The following is a 16,154-nucleotide window of genomic DNA, read 5'->3' on the forward strand; positions in this document are numbered from 1 at the left end:
TATTTAAAAGCATTTTTAAAAATACATTTATATTATTAAATATTCTAATATATGTTATGGAAAATGAAGTAAGAAAGTAATACTATTTTTGGAAACGAAAATTCGAAAGAAAAAAGGATCTGTTATTCAGATCCTTTTTTATCTTCGCCCGCATTTAATTCAGCAAGCTTCTGCAGCAAAATATGCTGAGGCATATGCATCAATTGCTCGAGGGGGATATTTAATTGTTCTGCTAATTTTACGGCTGTATCCGGAGAAATTTGCAGTGGTCTCATACACAACGACCTCCTTTTGCATATAAAGTAATGAAAGTGAAGAAGTATAAACAGTAAATTCGTGCTTTCACTATTAAGTAATGCTAAAGTTAATAATAAGTGATAATAGAGGAGTTGAGCAAGTATGTTTGTAATAGGTCATCGCGGCGCAGCTGGAACGTTTCCTGAAAATACGATGATTTCCTTCAAAGAAGCAGCGAGAGTCGGAGCACACGGAATTGAACTTGATGTGCATATGACAAAGGATGGAGAACTTGCTGTAATTCATGATGAAAAAGTAGATCGAACGACGAATGGAAAAGGGTATGTAAAAGATTTTACGTATCAAGATTTACAAAAATTAGATGCGAGCTATAAGTTCAAAAAAAAGTACGGGATATGTAAAATTCCCATGTTAAATGAAGTAATGGAGTGGGCTTCAAGTGAAGGAATTAGTGTAAATATTGAGTTGAAAAACAATATATTTGACTATCCATACTTAGAAATGAAAGTCTTGGATTTAATTTATTTATACAAGATGAAGGATCGAACGATGATTTCATCTTTTAATCATAACAGCTTAGCCCGAATTGGTTCTTTGGATTCTACGATTGAAACAGCTATTTTATATTCTTATCCGATGTATGAGCCTTGGGTATATGCGCAGCATCTTGGCGCAAAAGCTCTTCACCCTAATCAGCGTACCGTGAATGAAGTAAATGTAGCCGCTTCAAAAGATTGTCAAATTCCAGTGCGACCTTACACAGTAAATGATGTAAAAGTAGCTGAGCAGCTTCGGAAATATGGATGTGAATCCATTATTACTGATTATCCTGAAAAAATGGTGAAGCAATTTGGGGGACGCTTTTCGTAAAAAAACATCGCATTAATGCGATGTTTTTTTATCTTTTTGAAATCTGTTTTGAACTTTGTTTCGCTTGCGGTCTCTGTGCAGAATAAAGCCAGCAACAAATCCAAGGCCGATTACAAATAACAGAAGACCGACTGAAAATTGCAAAAATAAAGAAGGGAACGGGGATTGCAGGATGCCAAAAATCATATCTCTCATAAGTTTAATGCCATATCCAGCGAGTATACCAGGAATAAGTAAGATTAGCAGGGCAATAATTCGAACCATAGCTTCTCCTTTCGCTTCTCTTTTTTAAAAATGAATGCGTTTACATTATAAAACCGTTATACTTGAATCATAAAAGAACTAAATAAATTGTCAAGAGCGTTTCTTTTTTTATATGATAGGTATATGCAATATTTTGCACGGAACATGTACATATTAAGTAGAAAAGGTGAAAAAATATGCAAAATGTGTTGATCGTTGGAGGAGGAAAAGGCGGATTAGCTATTCTGAAAATCTTGTTGGAAACCGAATTTATGAAAGTGATTGGTGTAGTAGACGTACGAGCTGACGCGCCGGCTGTTTTGCATGCGAAAGAACAAGATATTTCAACAGGAATGAATTGGGAGCCTTATATGACAAAGCAGCTCGATGTCATTGTTGAAACAACAGGTAAACAAGGTGTTTTTCAACAATTGCAGAGAAGCAAACCTGCTGATGCACTGGTAGTTCCGGGATTGGTTGCTGAAATTATGGCCAATCTGATGGATGAAAAAGAAGAGTTAATTCAGCGGTTAAAGCAAGAATCGTATAAATATGATCTTATTTTTAACGCGGCTCATGATGCGATGGTCGTGATTGATAGGAATGGATATATTACGCTATTCAATCAAAGTGCCGAGCGTTTGACGAACTTTTCACACAGAGATGTAATTGGTAAGCATCTTCATGAAGTCATTCCAAATAGTAAACTTGTTGATGTTCTTCATACAAAAACCATTGATCAAAATAGTGAATTTGTGTTAGATAGCGGACGGAAGGTCATTACGACTAGAATACCAATACTCGACGAGAATAGAGAGCTGTTTGGTGCCTTTTCGATTTTTAAAGATATTACGGACGTCGTCGGATTGGCAGAAGAAGTTACGAACTTAAAAGAAGTACAAACTATGCTTCAAGCTATTATTCAATCTTCTGAAGAAGCTATTTCGGTTGTCGATGAAGAAGGAAGAGGGATTTTAATTAATCCTGCTTATACGAGAATTACGGGTTTAAAAAAGACGGATATTATTGGTCAGCCCGCGACTGCCGATATCTCTGAAGGAGACAGTATGCACATGAAGGTGCTGCAAACAAGACGTCCTGTTCGAGGTGTAAGAATGAGGCTTGGTCCGAGTAAAAGAGACGTAGTTGTGAATGTTGCCCCCGTTATTGTCGATGGAAAATTAAAAGGCAGCGTTGGAGTTATTCATGATATGTCTGAAATTCAAGAGCTTACAAATGAACTCAAAAGAGCGCGTCAAATTATCCGAACGCTTGAAGCGAAATATTCATTTGCTGATATCATTGGTCAGTCTGAAGAATTTCAGTTAGCAATTGAGCAGGCTAGACTTGCTGCTAAAACACCAGCTACTGTTTTGCTTAGAGGTGAATCTGGGACGGGTAAGGAGCTGTTTGCACATGCGATTCATAATGCGAGCAGCCGAAAGTTTAATAAATTTGTTCGGATCAACTGTGCTGCACTTTCTGAGTCTTTGCTTGAAAGTGAACTTTTTGGGTATGAAGAAGGAGCTTTTTCCGGGGCAAAACGAGGCGGAAAACGAGGTGTTTTTGAAGAAGCCAATAACGGTAGCATCTTTTTGGATGAAATCGGGGAGCTTTCAGCTCACATGCAGGCTAAGCTGCTTCGAGTGCTTCAAGAAAAAGAGCTTATTCGCGTTGGAGGCACGACCCCTATTCCGGTGAATGTTCGCGTGATTGCAGCTACGAATGTGAATTTAGAAAAAGGAATGGCTGATGGAAGCATCAGACAGGACTTGTATTATCGGCTAAACAAAATTCCGATTCACATACCTCCTCTTCGGAAGAGAAAAGAGGATATTGGAGCGCTTGTTACACACTTAATTACAAAAATTAATCAAGATTACGGCCGACATGTTGAAGGGGTAACAGAGCGGGCCTTACAATCATTGAGATCATACGACTGGCCAGGAAACGTTAGAGAGCTTGAAAACATATTAGGAAGAGCTATTATTTATATGCACTATACGGAAACAATGATTGATTCTGTTCATCTCCCTTCACTTGAAGGCAAGGGCAAAAAAGAAAAAAATCAGGCGAATGAAGAGGTAGTATTCGAAGGGAAGACTTTAGCGCACATGATGGAAAATTATGAAGCTGAACTTATTCAAAAAGTGCTGATTGCAAACAAGTATAACCGAACGAAAACAGCAAAACAGCTCAATATTTCCCTGCGTTCTCTGTATTATAAGTTGGAAAAATACAATCTTGCAAATAACAGCATGCAATAAAATGCATGGTGTGCAAGTTATTGCATATAAATAGAGAGGTATTCTTTTTTTTCTGTTTGTCGTTAGAATCAATAAAAAAAATTTTTTGTGCGTAGAAACGGATATAAGCAGCTATATTATGTAATATATGCAGAGTGTGGCACAAATCTTGCATATATTTTAAGTGACTGCATAAACGCGCAGTATGCTCTTTAAAAAGGGGCAAAAGAAAGAATGAAAAAGGAGAGGTCGAACATTCCATGACTCTTGCTACCATCTTATCTCGGGTTGCTAAGCAGTCTTCTTTGACTGTTGCTGTTGCTGCAGCTGAAGACTTAGAAACAATTGAGGCAGTGTATGAAGCTGTGTCAAGGGAAGTTTCTGAATTTATTTTGTTTGGCAACGAAACAACAATTAATGAATTATTCAGGCAGTACCGCCCATCCTTACTCACTCATAAGGCTGTGACGGTCGTACATACGGAGTCCGTTTTAGAAGCGGCTCAATTGGCTGTGCGTTCAGTTCAGCAAGGTCAAGCTCATATCGTAATGAAAGGGAATTTATCCACATCGCTTATTTTAAAAGCTGTGTTAAATAAAGAGCATGGTTTGCGTACGGGAAATGTTTTATCACACGTAGCTGTGTTTGATGTTCCTCACTATGACCGCCCTATTCTTGTAACAGATGCAGCTATGAATATTACGCCATCTCTGGAAGAGAAAGTTCAAATCATTCAAAACGCGGTGAACGTTGCTCACTCGATTGGGATAGAGGTGCCAAAGGTAGCTCCTGTTGCAGCGGTTGAAGTTGTGAACCCTTTGATGCCTGCCACAGTAGAGGCTGCACTTCTTACACAGATGAACCGGAGAGGACAAATTAAAGGCTGCGTTATTGATGGACCTTTAGCACTCGACAATGCCATTAACATAGAAGCAGCCAAGCAAAAAGGCATTCAAAGTGAAGTTGCCGGTCAAGCAGATATATTACTCGTTCCAGCAATTGAAACAGGGAACGTCTTATATAAATCCCTTATTTATTTTGCTAAAGCAAAAGTTGGAGCTATTCTAGCGGGGGCAAAAGCTCCGGTCGTCTTAACATCCAGAGCAGATTCATCAGAAAGTAAATTATACTCACTGGCGCTTGCTATCAGCGTCGCTCAACAGAATTCTTAGGAGGCACTAACAATGAAAATTTTTGACTATATGGAAACATACGATTATGAGCAGTTATTATTTTGCCAAGATAAAGATTCAGGCTTAAAAGCCATTATTGCGATTCATGATACAACAATTGGACCAGCTCTAGGCGGTACGAGAATGTGGACATATGAATCAGAAGAGGCTGCAATTGAAGATGCGCTTCGTTTATCACGCGGAATGACTTATAAAAATGCAGCAGCAGGCTTGAATTTAGGAGGAGGAAAAACGGTTATTATCGGAGATCCTCGCAAAGACAAAAATGAAGCGATGTTCCGTGCATTTGGCCGCTTTATTCAAGGGTTAAATGGTCGATATATTACAGCAGAAGATGTGGGCACAACGGTAGAGGATATGGATATTGTATATGAGGAAACGGATTATGTAACGGGTGTATCTCCTGCCTTCGGTTCATCAGGCAATCCATCACCAGTCACAGCCTACGGCGTATACCGAGGAATTAAAGCAGCAGCAAAAGAAGCATTTGGAACAGATATGCTTGAAGGAAAAGTAGTAGCTGTCCAAGGTGTAGGAAACGTAGCATATAATTTATGCCGCCACCTTCACGAAGAAGGGGCAAAACTTATTGTAACGGATATTAATAAAGAAGCTGTTCAGCGTGCGGTAGAAGAATTTGGTGCGCAAGCAGTAGACCCAAATGATATTTATGGTGTAGAATGTGATATCTATGCTCCTTGTGCACTCGGAGCAACGATTAACGATGAAACGATCCCTCAAATAAAAGCAAAAGTTATTGCAGGGGCAGCTAATAATCAATTGAAAGAAACGCGTCATGGTGATTTAATTCATGAATTAGGCATTGTATATGCACCGGACTATGTTATTAATGCAGGAGGCGTTATTAACGTAGCTGATGAGCTAGTTGGATATAACCGTGAGCGTGCGCTGAAAAAAGTTGAAGGTATTTATGATAATATTGAAAAGGTAGTTGAAATCTCAAAGCGAGATGGCATTCCAACCTATCTAGCAGCAGATCGCTTAGCTGAAGAAAGAATTGAAAAGCTGCGTCGTTCACGCAGTCAATTTTTACAAAATGGACAGCATATTTTAAGTAGACGTCATACGCGCTAATGTTTGAGCTGAAGGCTAGGCAAAAGGAATAAATGAAATCCTTTCGACCTAGCCTTCGTTTATGAGAATGATAAGGTAGGAGGACATGTGTTGGATATGCACGAATATCGAATGCTGATAATAAATCCGGGTTCAACGTCCACAAAAATTGGCGTGTTTCACAACGATAAACCAATTTTTGATCGAACAATCCGCTACGATTCACAGCAAATGAATCAGTTTGAGACGATATATGCACAGTATGAGTTCCGTAAAAATTCGATTTTAGAGGCACTTGATGAAGAAGGGATTAATTTATCTAAATTAAGTGCAGTATGTGGAAGGGGAGGGCTTTTACGCCCGATTGAAGGCGGCACATACGAAGTAAATCAAGCCATGCTCAAAGATTTAAAAGACGGTTATGCCGGCCGTCATGCTTCAAATTTAGGCGGGATTTTAGCGTTTGAGATTGCGTCTGGATTAAATATTCCAGCGTACATTGTTGATCCGGTTGTGGTAGATGAGCTAAGTGACATCGCTCGTATCTCTGGAACTCCTTTTATAGAAAGGAAAAGCATCTTTCACGCGCTGAATCAAAAATCGGTTGCTCGAAAAGTGGCTAAAGAAATGAATAGCACATATGAACAAATGAACGTTATTGTTACCCATATGGGTGGAGGCGTTACAGTTGGAGTTCACAAGTGCGGAAAAGTGATTGATGTGAACAATGGCCTGCACGGCGACGGTCCTTTTAGTCCAGAGCGCGCTGGCGGTGTACCGGTTGGTGAATTAGTTCGTCTTTGCTTTTCAGGTCAGTATTACCGCGAGGAGATTATGAAAATGCTTGTAGGAAAAGGCGGGCTTGTCGGTTATTTGGGCACATCTGACGTGCAGAAAGTCGAAGTGCTAGTGAAAAATGGAAACGAAAAAGCTAAGCTTATCTACGAAGCAATGGCTTATCAAATTTCGAAGGAAATTGGAGCTGCCAGTACGGTATTGCATGGAAAAGTAGATGCCATTATTCTAACGGGAGGCATTGCTTATTCAAAAGCGTTTGTTGAGCTGATTATTAATCATGTAAAGTGGATTGCAGATGTCATTGTTTATCCTGGAGAAAATGAGCTTCAAGCGCTAGCTGAAGGGGCTCTCCGAGTGCTTGCAGGTGAAGAAGAAGTAAAGGAATATAAAGGCGCTTAATAGCGTTTGCAGAAAGGTGTGAAGCAGTGTGGCAAAAGAATATGATTTGGTCATTCTCGGCGGTGGAACCGGAGGGTACGTAGCAGCTATTCGTGCCTCTCAGTTAGGTCTATCGGTAGCTGTTGTGGAAAAAAATAAGTTAGGCGGCACATGCCTGCACGCAGGGTGTATCCCAAGCAAAGCTTTACTAAGAAGTGCAGAAGTCTATCAAACGGCTAAGAAAAGCAGTGAATTTGGCGTAGAAACGTCCAATGTACTATTGAACTATGCTCGTGTACAAGAACGAAAGTCGGAAATTGTTTCACAGTTACATAATGGTGTCAAACAGCTAATGAAAAAAGGTAAAATTGACGTATATGAAGGAATTGGACGTATTTTAGGACCTTCTATTTTTTCTCCTATGCCAGGTACCATCTCCGTTGAATTAAAAAGCGGTGAAGAAAACGAAATGCTTATTCCAAAGAATGTAATTGTCGCAACAGGGTCTCGTCCTAGAACATTACCTGGTTTAACAATTGACGGAGAGAAAGTAATCACTTCAGATGAAGCATTAAAGATGGAAACACTTCCTGCTTCTATTATTATTGTGGGAGGCGGCGTCATTGGAATTGAATGGGCGTCAATGCTCACAGATTTTGATGTTGATGTAACGGTTGTTGAATACAGCGATCGCATTTTACCAACAGAAGATCAAGATATCTCCCGTGAAATGACGAAGCTTTTAAAAGCAAAAGGAGTTACCATTATTACTTCTGCTAAAGTAATGGCTGATACACTGTCTATTGATGGTAAGGTTAAAATTTCGGCTCAAGTAGGAGACGATATGCAAGAATATGAAGCAGAAAAGCTGCTTGTATCTGTAGGGCGTCAAGCGAATGTTGAAGGAATTGGTCTCGAGAATACCGATATTGTAGTAGAAAACGGTGTGATTGCCACAAATGATTTTTATCAAACGAAAGAATCTCATATCTACGCAATTGGAGATGTGATTGGCGGACTGCAGCTTGCACATGTAGCTTCTCACGAAGGAATCGTAGCTGTTGAGCATTTACATGGTGACAAGCCTTTGAAGATTGATTACACAACAATTTCTAAATGCGTATACAGCAGCCCGGAGGCAGCAAGTGTAGGATTAACAGAACAAGAAGCAAAACAGCAAGGATTTCAGCTGAAGGTTGGAAAGTTTCCGTTTAAGGCCGTTGGAAAAGCTCTTGTATATGGAGAGGCAGAGGGATTTGTTAAAATTATTGCCGATGCCGACACAAATGATGTTCTTGGTGTGCATATGATTGGACCTCACGTGACGGATATGATTTCTGAAGCGGGTCTTGCAAAGGTATTGGATGCTACACCATGGGAAATTGCTCATACCATTCATCCTCATCCTAGCCTTTCAGAAGCGATGGGAGAAGCTTCATTAGCTGTAGATGGAAAAGCGATTCATTTTTGATGATTAAAGGAGGTTTAAACATGACAAAAAACCGTCATGAATCATTAGGATTAACTGATGAACAAGTACTTGAAATGTACCGCACTATGCTGCTTGCACGAAAAATTGATGAGCGTATGTGGCTATTAAACCGTGCAGGGAAGGTGCCTTTTGTTATTTCATGTCAAGGTCAAGAAGCCGCTCAGGTTGGCGCAGCTTTTGCCTTAAACAGAGAGAATGATTACATATTACCTTATTACCGCGATCTGGGTGTTGTGCTGGCATTTGGAATGACTGCGCGCGATTTAATGCTTTCTGGGTTTGCTAAAGCAGAAGATCCAAACTCAGGAGGTCGTCAAATGCCAGGTCACTTTGGCCATAAGGAAAAGCGAATTGTAACAGGATCTTCTCCAGTTACAACACAGGTGCCTCATGCAGTAGGAATCGCTTTAGCAGGACGATTGGAGAAAAAAGACTTAGTAACGTTTGTTACGTTTGGAGAAGGATCTTCTAACCAAGGAGACTTCCACGAAGGCGCGAACTTTGCAGGTGTTCATAAGCTTCCTGTTATCTTTATGTGTGAAAATAACAAGTATGCGATTTCTGTTCCGGTTGAAAAGCAGCTAGGGTGCGCAAAAGTATCTGATCGTGCGATTGGATATGGTATGCCAGGCTACACAATTGATGGAAACGACGTCCTTGAAGTATATCGAGTGGTAAAAGAAGCAAGAGATCGTGCATCCAGAGGAGAAGGGCCTACTCTTATTGAAACTGTTTCAGAGCGTTTGACTGCCCATTCAAGTGATGACGATGATCGTGCATATCGCGGAGCAGAAGAATTGTCTGAAGCTAAAAAGAGTGATCCGCTTGCGTACTTTGCGGCTTATTTAAAAGAGGTTAACGTGTTAACCGATGAACGAGAAAAACAAATGCTTGATGATATTATGAATATCGTTAATGATGCAACAGATTATGCTGAAAACGCTCCTTATGCAGAAGCGGAATCGGCTTTAAAATACGTGTACGGTGAGTAAGGAGGAGAATATATGCCGGTTATTTCATATATTGATGCAGTAACAATGGCCATTCGTGAAGAAATGGAAAGAGATTCCCGCGTGTTTGTATTAGGAGAAGACGTAGGAAAAAAAGGCGGCGTATTTAAAGCAACCAACGGACTGTACGAACAGTTCGGGGAAGAAAGAGTTATTGACACACCTCTTGCAGAATCTGCTATTGCAGGCGTAGGAATCGGAGCGGCAATGTACGGCATGCGTCCGATTGCGGAAATGCAATTTGCTGATTTTATTATGCCTGCAGTCAATCAAATCGTGTCAGAAGCAGCGAAAATTCGCTATCGTTCTAATAATGATTGGAGTTGTCCAATTACAATTCGTGCTCCTTACGGCGGCGGAGTTCACGGTGCTCTTTATCATTCTCAATCTGTTGAAGCACTCTTTGCCAATACGCCAGGGTTAAAGATTGTGATGCCTTCTACGCCTTATGATGTAAAAGGATTATTAAAAGCAGCTATTCGTGATGATGACCCAGTTCTTTTCTTTGAGCATAAGCGTGCGTACCGTTTGATTAAAGGAGAAGTCCCTGAAGATGATTATGTACTGCCGATTGGCAAAGCAGATGTAAAGAAAGAAGGAGACGACATCACGGTTATTACATATGGTCTTTGTGTACACTTTGCTCTTCAAGCTGCTGAAAAGCTAGAAGCAGACGGTATTTCAGCACACATCTTAGATTTAAGAACGGTCTATCCACTTGATAAAGAAGCTATTATAGAAGCAGCATCTAAAACAGGTAAGGTCCTGCTTTTAACGGAAGACAACAAAGAAGGCAGCATTATGAGCGAAGTAGCAGCTATTATTGCTGAACACTGCTTATTTGATTTAGATGCGCCAATTCAGCGCCTTGCTGGCCCCGATGTTCCAGCTATGCCGTATGCACCAACAATGGAAAAATATTTTATGGTGAATCCAGATAAAGTAGAAAAAGCAATGAGAGAATTAGCTCAATTTTAAAAGGAGTTGTATCAATTGGCTATTGAAAAAATTACGATGCCGCAGCTCGGTGAAAGTGTAACAGAGGGTACAATTAGCAAATGGCTCGTTTCTGTTGGAGATCACGTAAATAAGTACGATCCGTTAGCTGAAGTCATGACGGATAAAGTAAATGCTGAAGTGCCTTCTTCTTTTAGTGGAACAATTAAAGAGTTAATTGCAGGTGAAGATGATACTTTACCCGTGGGAGAAGTGATTTGTTTAATTGAAGTAGAAGGAACTGTACCTCAAAAAGAACAGAAAACGTCTGATAAGACTGTAGAAGAATCAGCGCCAAAAACAGCGGACAGTCAATCTAATAAAAGCCGATACTCTCCAGCTGTTATGCGTCTGTCACAAGAACATAATATTAATTTAGATACCGTGACAGGAACAGGAGCGGGCGGCCGCATTACGAGAAAAGATATTTTAGCTGTTATCGAAAAAGGCGGAGCTTCTGAAGTGAAAGAAACACCTGCATCAACAGTTCAGCCAGAAGCACCCGTAGCGGCAGCTGCTCCGAAAACGAAGCAACCCGCGCCGGTTGTGTCTGCAGCCGGAGATCAAGAAATCCCTGTTTCAGGCGTGCGTAAAGCTATTGCAGCAAATATGCTTCGCAGTAAACACGAAATTCCGCATGCATGGACAATGGTTGAAGTTGATGTAACGAACTTAGTTTCTTATCGTGATGCATTAAAGACGGAGTTCAAACAAAAAGAAGGTTTTAACTTAACTTATTTTGCGTTCTTCGTAAAAGCAGTGGCTCAGGCTTTAAAAGAATTCCCTCAAATGAATTCAATGTGGGCAGGAGACCGTATTGTTCAGAAAAAAGATATTAATGTATCTATTGCTGTTGCAACAGACGATGCTTTATTTGTGCCGGTTATTAAACAAGCCGATGAAAAGACAATCAAAGGCATTGCGCGTGAAATTACAGAGCTTGCGCAAAAAGTTCGTACGGGTTCATTGAAGTCTGAAGACATGCAGGGCGGAACGTTTACTGTTAACAACACAGGCTCATTTGGTTCCGTGCAATCAATGGGGATTATTAATTACCCGCAAGCGGCTATTTTACAAGTAGAATCTATTGTAAAACGTCCGGTTATTATTGATAACATGATTGCTGTTCGAGATATGGTTAACTTATGTTTATCACTTGATCACCGCGTGTTGGACGGCTTGGTGTGCGGCAGGTTCTTGGCAAGAGTTAAAGAGATTTTAGAATCTACGTCTAAAGAGAATACGTCCGTCTATTAAAAAAAGCAAATGGAGCTTTCTCCATTTGCTTTTTTATTTTGAAGCAATGATTGAACAATTTGTAAAAGATGTATTAAAATAAAAGAAGAATCATCAAACTTCAAAGTGTAATCATCTAGGTCTAGCAGGCAGCTATTAACTGTAAAGGGGCATGGAAATGAAAACAAATACATTATCATTTCATGAATTTACACGTACACCTAAAGAAGATTGGGCACAGGAAGTTAGCAAAAACACCGCGCTCCGCTCAAAAGAAACGTTAGAAAACATCTTTTTGAAACCGCTTTATTTTGAAAGTGATACGGCACATTTAGACTACTTGCAGCAGAGTCCGGCGGGAATAGATTGTTTAAGAGGAGCCGGTAAAGAATCATACATACTAGGGGAATGGGAAATCACCCAAAAAATCGACTTACCTTCTATTAAAGAAAGCAATAAACTTCTTTTACACAGTTTGAGAAACGGACAAAATACGGCCGCTTTTACGTGCAGTGAAGCAATGAGGCAAGGAAAAGACGTTGATGAAGCAACTGAAGCTGAAGTAGCCTCAGGCGCTACAATTTCTACTTTAGAGGATGTTGCTCATTTGTTTCAGCATGTAGCTCTTGAAGCTGTGCCTTTATTTTTAAATACGGGATGTACATCCGTTCCACTTCTTTCGTTTCTAAAAGCATACTGTGTTGATCATAACTTTGATATGAGACAGCTAACAGGTACGGTTGGAATGGATCCGCTCGGCACTCTTGCTGAATACGGGAGAGTTCCACTTTCTACTCGAGATTTATACGATCATTTAGCTTACGCAACGCGTTTGGCTCACAGTAATGTTCCAGAGCTCAAAACGATCATTGTATCAAGCATTCCTTACCATAACAGCGGTGCAAACGCTGTTCAAGAACTAGCTTATATGCTTGCTACAGGAGTGCAGTATATTGATGAATGCATGAAACGCGGTCTGTCCTTACATCAAGTTTTACCTCACATGACCTTTTCTTTTTCAGTTAGCTCACATTTATTTATGGAAATATCAAAACTTCGTGCTTTTCGCATGCTTTGGGCAAATGTGGTTCGTGCTTTTGATGACACGGCCGTTTCAGTGCCGTTTATTCATACGGAAACGTCACGTCTTACACAGTCTAAAGAAGATATGTATACAAATGCATTAAGGAGCACGGTTCAAGCGTTTGCTTCTATTGTAGGAGGAGCGGATAGTCTGCATATTGAACCATATGATTCCGTTACATCCTCATCTTCTCAGTTCGCTCATCGCCTTTCCCGTAATACTCACTTAATTTTGCAGCACGAAACACATATATCAAAAGTAGTGGATCCTGCCGGAGGCTCTTGGTACGTTGAAGCTTACACACATGAATTAATGACAAAAGCTTGGGAGTTATTTGGCAACATTGAAGACCACGGCGGAATGGAAGAAGCTTTAAAACAAGGGCGAATTCAAGATGAAGTTGAACAAATGAGAGTAAAAAGACAAGGAGATATAGAGTGCCGAATTGAGCGCTTGATCGGAGTCACACACTATGCTCCTAAGCAACACGCTGCATCTGAAGAGATAAAAAGCACTCTGTCTAAAAAAGAAGAAAGAAAAATGAATAAATACAGTGACCAGAACACTTCGGGATTTTCATCAAATCTTTCGCTAGAGGACTATACAAAGCTAGCATCTAAAGGGGTAACAGCAGGGTGGATGCTAAAACAAATGGCGAAGCAGTCACAGCCAGACAGTGTTGTGCCGCTCACTAAGTGGAGAGCAGCAGAGAAGTTTGAAAAAATACGGGTTTATACAAAGGGAATGAGCATTGGCATTATGGAGCTCGCCGATCCTAGCAGCCATAAAAAAGCTGAGATTGCCCGGTCTTTATTTGAAAGCGCAGGCTTTGCGTGTGAAACAATTAAAAACATAGATTCCTATGTCGAGATAGCAGATTGGATGAATGAACAAAAGCACGAAGCATATGTAATCTGTGGAAGTGATGAACTCGTGGAAAAGCTCTTAACAAAAGCGATGACTTATTTTGAGGAAGATTCCGTTTATGTGTACGTAGTAGGGGAAGAACACGTATCACGCAAAACGCAGTGGCAGCAAAAAGGTGTAATGAGCGTCATACATCCTAAGACAAATGTTATTCAATGCGTTAAGAAGTTATTATGTGCTTTGGAGGTAGAAGTTCATGTATAAAAAGCCTTCTTTTTCTAATATTCCATTATCATTTTCAAAGCAGCAAAGGGAAGATGACGTGACTCAAAGTTCATTCACTGCTTTTCAAACAAATGAACAAATTGAATTAAAATCATTATATACAAAAAAAGACAGAGATGACCTCGACTTTATTCACTTTGCACCTGGTATTCCACCGTTTGTGAGAGGACCGTATGCAACGATGTATGTGAATAGGCCTTGGACGATTAGACAGTATGCAGGATACTCAACGGCGGAGGAAAGCAATGCCTTTTACCGCCGAAACCTAGCTGCTGGACAGAAAGGGCTGTCTGTTGCTTTTGACCTAGCTACCCACCGCGGCTATGACTCTGATCATCCAAGAGTTGTTGGAGATGTAGGGAAAGCAGGAGTGGCAATTGATTCAATGATTGATATGAAGCAGCTGTTTGAAGGGATTCCGCTTGATCAAATGTCCGTGTCGATGACGATGAACGGGGCGGTTCTTCCTATTTTAGCTTTCTACATCGTAACAGCTGAAGAACAAGGAGTAAAAAAAGAAAAGCTGGCTGGAACGATTCAAAACGATATTTTAAAAGAATATATGGTGCGCAATACGTATATTTATCCTCCTGAAATGTCCATGCGAATCATTGCGGATATTTTTAAATATACAGCGGAGCATATGCCGAAATTTAACAGTATTAGTATATCAGGCTATCATATGCAAGAAGCAGGCGCTCCAGCAGACTTAGAGCTTGCTTATACGCTTGCAGATGGACTTGAATATGTACGAACCGGCTTGAAAGCAGGAATTTCAATTGACGCGTTTGCACCGAGACTATCCTTTTTCTGGGCAATTGGAATGAACTACTTTATGGAAGTAGCGAAAATGAGAGCGGGGAGGCTGCTGTGGGCAAAACTCATGAAACAGTTTGAGCCGGACAACCCTAAATCACTCGCTCTTAGAACGCATTCTCAAACGTCCGGATGGAGCTTAACCGAGCAGGATCCATTTAATAATGTTATTAGAACATGCGTCGAAGCTCTGGCTGCAGTGTCAGGACATACGCAATCGCTTCATACAAACGCACTGGATGAAGCGATTGCTCTTCCGACTGATTTTTCAGCTAGAATTGCTCGAAATACGCAGCTTTATTTGCAAAATGAAACGGAGATTTGTTCCGTCATTGACCCTTGGGGAGGCTCTTATTATGTGGAATCATTAACGAATGAATTAATGATAAAAGCGTGGAAGCACCTTGAAGAAATAGAGCAGCTCGGCGGAATGACAAAAGCAATAGAAGCAGGCGTACCTAAAATGAAGATAGAAGAAGCTGCTGCGCGCAGACAAGCAAGAATAGACTCGCAGGTAGAAATTATTGTAGGTGTGAATCAGTTTCAGCCGGAGCAAGAAGAACCGCTTGATATTCTTGATATTGATAACACAGCAGTTCGAATGAAGCAGCTGGAAAAGCTAAAGAAAATACGCAGTGAACGTAACGAACAAGCGGTACTCGAAGCGCTTAATCGACTGACCACTTGTGCTAAAACAGGCGAAGGGAATCTCCTTGCTTTTGCGGTTGAAGCTGCAAGAACTAGAGCTACACTAGGTGAAATTTCAGAAGCCATTGAGAAAGTGGCTGGAAGACATCAGGCTACTTCTAAGTCAGTCAGCGGGGTATACAGTGCGGAGTTTGCGCATCGAGATCAAATCGAAGAAGTTCGAAAGCTCACGGCTGAATTTTTAGAGGAAGAAGGAAGACGCCCAAGGATTTTAGTGGCGAAAATGGGGCAAGACGGTCATGACAGAGGATCAAAAGTGATTTCAACAGCCTTTGCTGACCTTGGATTTGATGTGGATATTGGCCCTTTATTTCAAACGCCTGAAGAGACAGCAAGGCAAGCTGTAGAAAACGACGTACATGTGATTGGCATAAGCTCTTTGGCAGCCGGGCATAAAACGTTACTGCCGCAGCTTGTTGATGAGTTAAAGAAATTAGAGCGCGACGATATCGTTGTTATTGTCGGAGGCGTTATTCCTAAACAAGACTACTCATTTCTTTTAGAGCACGGCGCTTCTGCAATCTTTGGACCTGGAACAGTAATCCCAAAAGCGGCCGTTTCCGTCTTACATGAAATAAAGAAACGGTTAGAAGAATAGTT

The 16,154-nt window shown here is 40.7% G+C and carries 13 protein-coding genes; 11 read left to right on the forward strand and 2 right to left on the reverse strand.

The window, feature by feature from the left end:
- Nucleotides 1–122 precede the first annotated feature (122 nt).
- Nucleotides 123–275, reverse strand: a complete 153-nt coding sequence (locus tag ACH0CI_RS02265; RefSeq protein ID WP_064504589.1) for a YycC family protein — start codon at nucleotides 273–275, stop codon at nucleotides 123–125.
- A gap of 124 nt (nucleotides 276–399) precedes the next feature.
- Here ACH0CI_RS02265 and ACH0CI_RS02270 point away from each other — a divergent pair, with 124 nt between their 5' ends.
- Nucleotides 400–1,128, forward strand: a complete 729-nt coding sequence (locus ACH0CI_RS02270) for a glycerophosphodiester phosphodiesterase (protein WP_335706865.1) — start codon at nucleotides 400–402, stop codon at nucleotides 1,126–1,128.
- Between the two features lie 12 nt (nucleotides 1,129–1,140).
- On the opposite strand, the gene ACH0CI_RS02275 is transcribed toward ACH0CI_RS02270, so the two are convergent.
- Nucleotides 1,141–1,392, reverse strand: coding sequence for a DUF2627 domain-containing protein (locus ACH0CI_RS02275; protein WP_028411584.1), 252 nt, complete (start codon nucleotides 1,390–1,392; stop codon nucleotides 1,141–1,143).
- A gap of 176 nt (nucleotides 1,393–1,568) precedes the next feature.
- On the opposite strand from ACH0CI_RS02275, the gene ACH0CI_RS02280 reads away from it, so the two are divergent.
- The 10 genes from ACH0CI_RS02280 (at nucleotide 1,569) to scpA (ending at nucleotide 16,152) form a co-directional block, all read left to right on the forward strand.
- On the forward strand, nucleotides 1,569–3,638 hold the full coding sequence (locus ACH0CI_RS02280) for a sigma 54-interacting transcriptional regulator (RefSeq protein WP_335706866.1): 2,070 nt from the start codon (nucleotides 1,569–1,571) through the stop codon (nucleotides 3,636–3,638).
- Nucleotides 3,639–3,877: 239 nt separating this feature from the next.
- Nucleotides 3,878–4,789 (forward strand): phosphate butyryltransferase, encoded by a 912-nt coding sequence (gene yqiS, locus ACH0CI_RS02285; protein ID WP_028411582.1) that lies wholly within the window; start codon nucleotides 3,878–3,880, stop codon nucleotides 4,787–4,789.
- Nucleotides 4,790–4,801: 12 nt separating this feature from the next.
- Entirely contained in the window at nucleotides 4,802–5,905 is a 1,104-nt protein-coding gene (gene bcd, locus ACH0CI_RS02290) for a branched-chain amino acid dehydrogenase (protein ID WP_013059125.1), read from the forward strand.
- A gap of 96 nt (nucleotides 5,906–6,001) precedes the next feature.
- Entirely contained in the window at nucleotides 6,002–7,081 is a 1,080-nt protein-coding gene (gene buk / locus ACH0CI_RS02295; RefSeq protein ID WP_406901369.1) for a butyrate kinase, read from the forward strand.
- Between the two features lie 28 nt (nucleotides 7,082–7,109).
- The gene (gene lpdA / locus ACH0CI_RS02300; RefSeq protein WP_406900824.1) at nucleotides 7,110–8,531 is read left to right on the forward strand and encodes a dihydrolipoyl dehydrogenase; all 1,422 of its coding nucleotides are present in this window, start codon (nucleotides 7,110–7,112) and stop codon (nucleotides 8,529–8,531) included.
- Between the two features lie 20 nt (nucleotides 8,532–8,551).
- On the forward strand, nucleotides 8,552–9,544 hold the full coding sequence (locus tag ACH0CI_RS02305; RefSeq protein WP_014458261.1) for a thiamine pyrophosphate-dependent dehydrogenase E1 component subunit alpha: 993 nt from the start codon (nucleotides 8,552–8,554) through the stop codon (nucleotides 9,542–9,544).
- Between the two features lie 12 nt (nucleotides 9,545–9,556).
- Entirely contained in the window at nucleotides 9,557–10,540 is a 984-nt protein-coding gene (locus tag ACH0CI_RS02310) for an alpha-ketoacid dehydrogenase subunit beta (protein WP_406900825.1), read from the forward strand.
- A 15-nt stretch (nucleotides 10,541–10,555) separates the two neighbouring features.
- Entirely contained in the window at nucleotides 10,556–11,815 is a 1,260-nt protein-coding gene (locus ACH0CI_RS02315; protein WP_049166191.1) for a dihydrolipoamide acetyltransferase family protein, read from the forward strand.
- A 157-nt stretch (nucleotides 11,816–11,972) separates the two neighbouring features.
- Nucleotides 11,973–14,009 carry an acyl-CoA mutase large subunit family protein gene (locus tag ACH0CI_RS02320; protein ID WP_406900826.1) on the forward strand — a complete coding sequence of 679 codons (2,037 nt, stop codon included), beginning with the start codon at nucleotides 11,973–11,975 and terminating at the stop codon, nucleotides 14,007–14,009.
- Entirely contained in the window at nucleotides 14,002–16,152 is a 2,151-nt protein-coding gene (gene scpA, locus ACH0CI_RS02325) for a methylmalonyl-CoA mutase (RefSeq protein ID WP_406900827.1), read from the forward strand. Before ACH0CI_RS02320 ends, scpA begins: the two co-directional genes overlap by 8 nt.
- Nucleotides 16,153–16,154: the final 2 nt, after the last annotated feature.

The organism is Priestia sp. 179-F W1.4 NHS (assembly GCF_045369295.1).
Taxonomy (GTDB): Bacteria; Bacillota; Bacilli; order Bacillales; family Bacillaceae_H; genus Priestia; species Priestia zanthoxyli.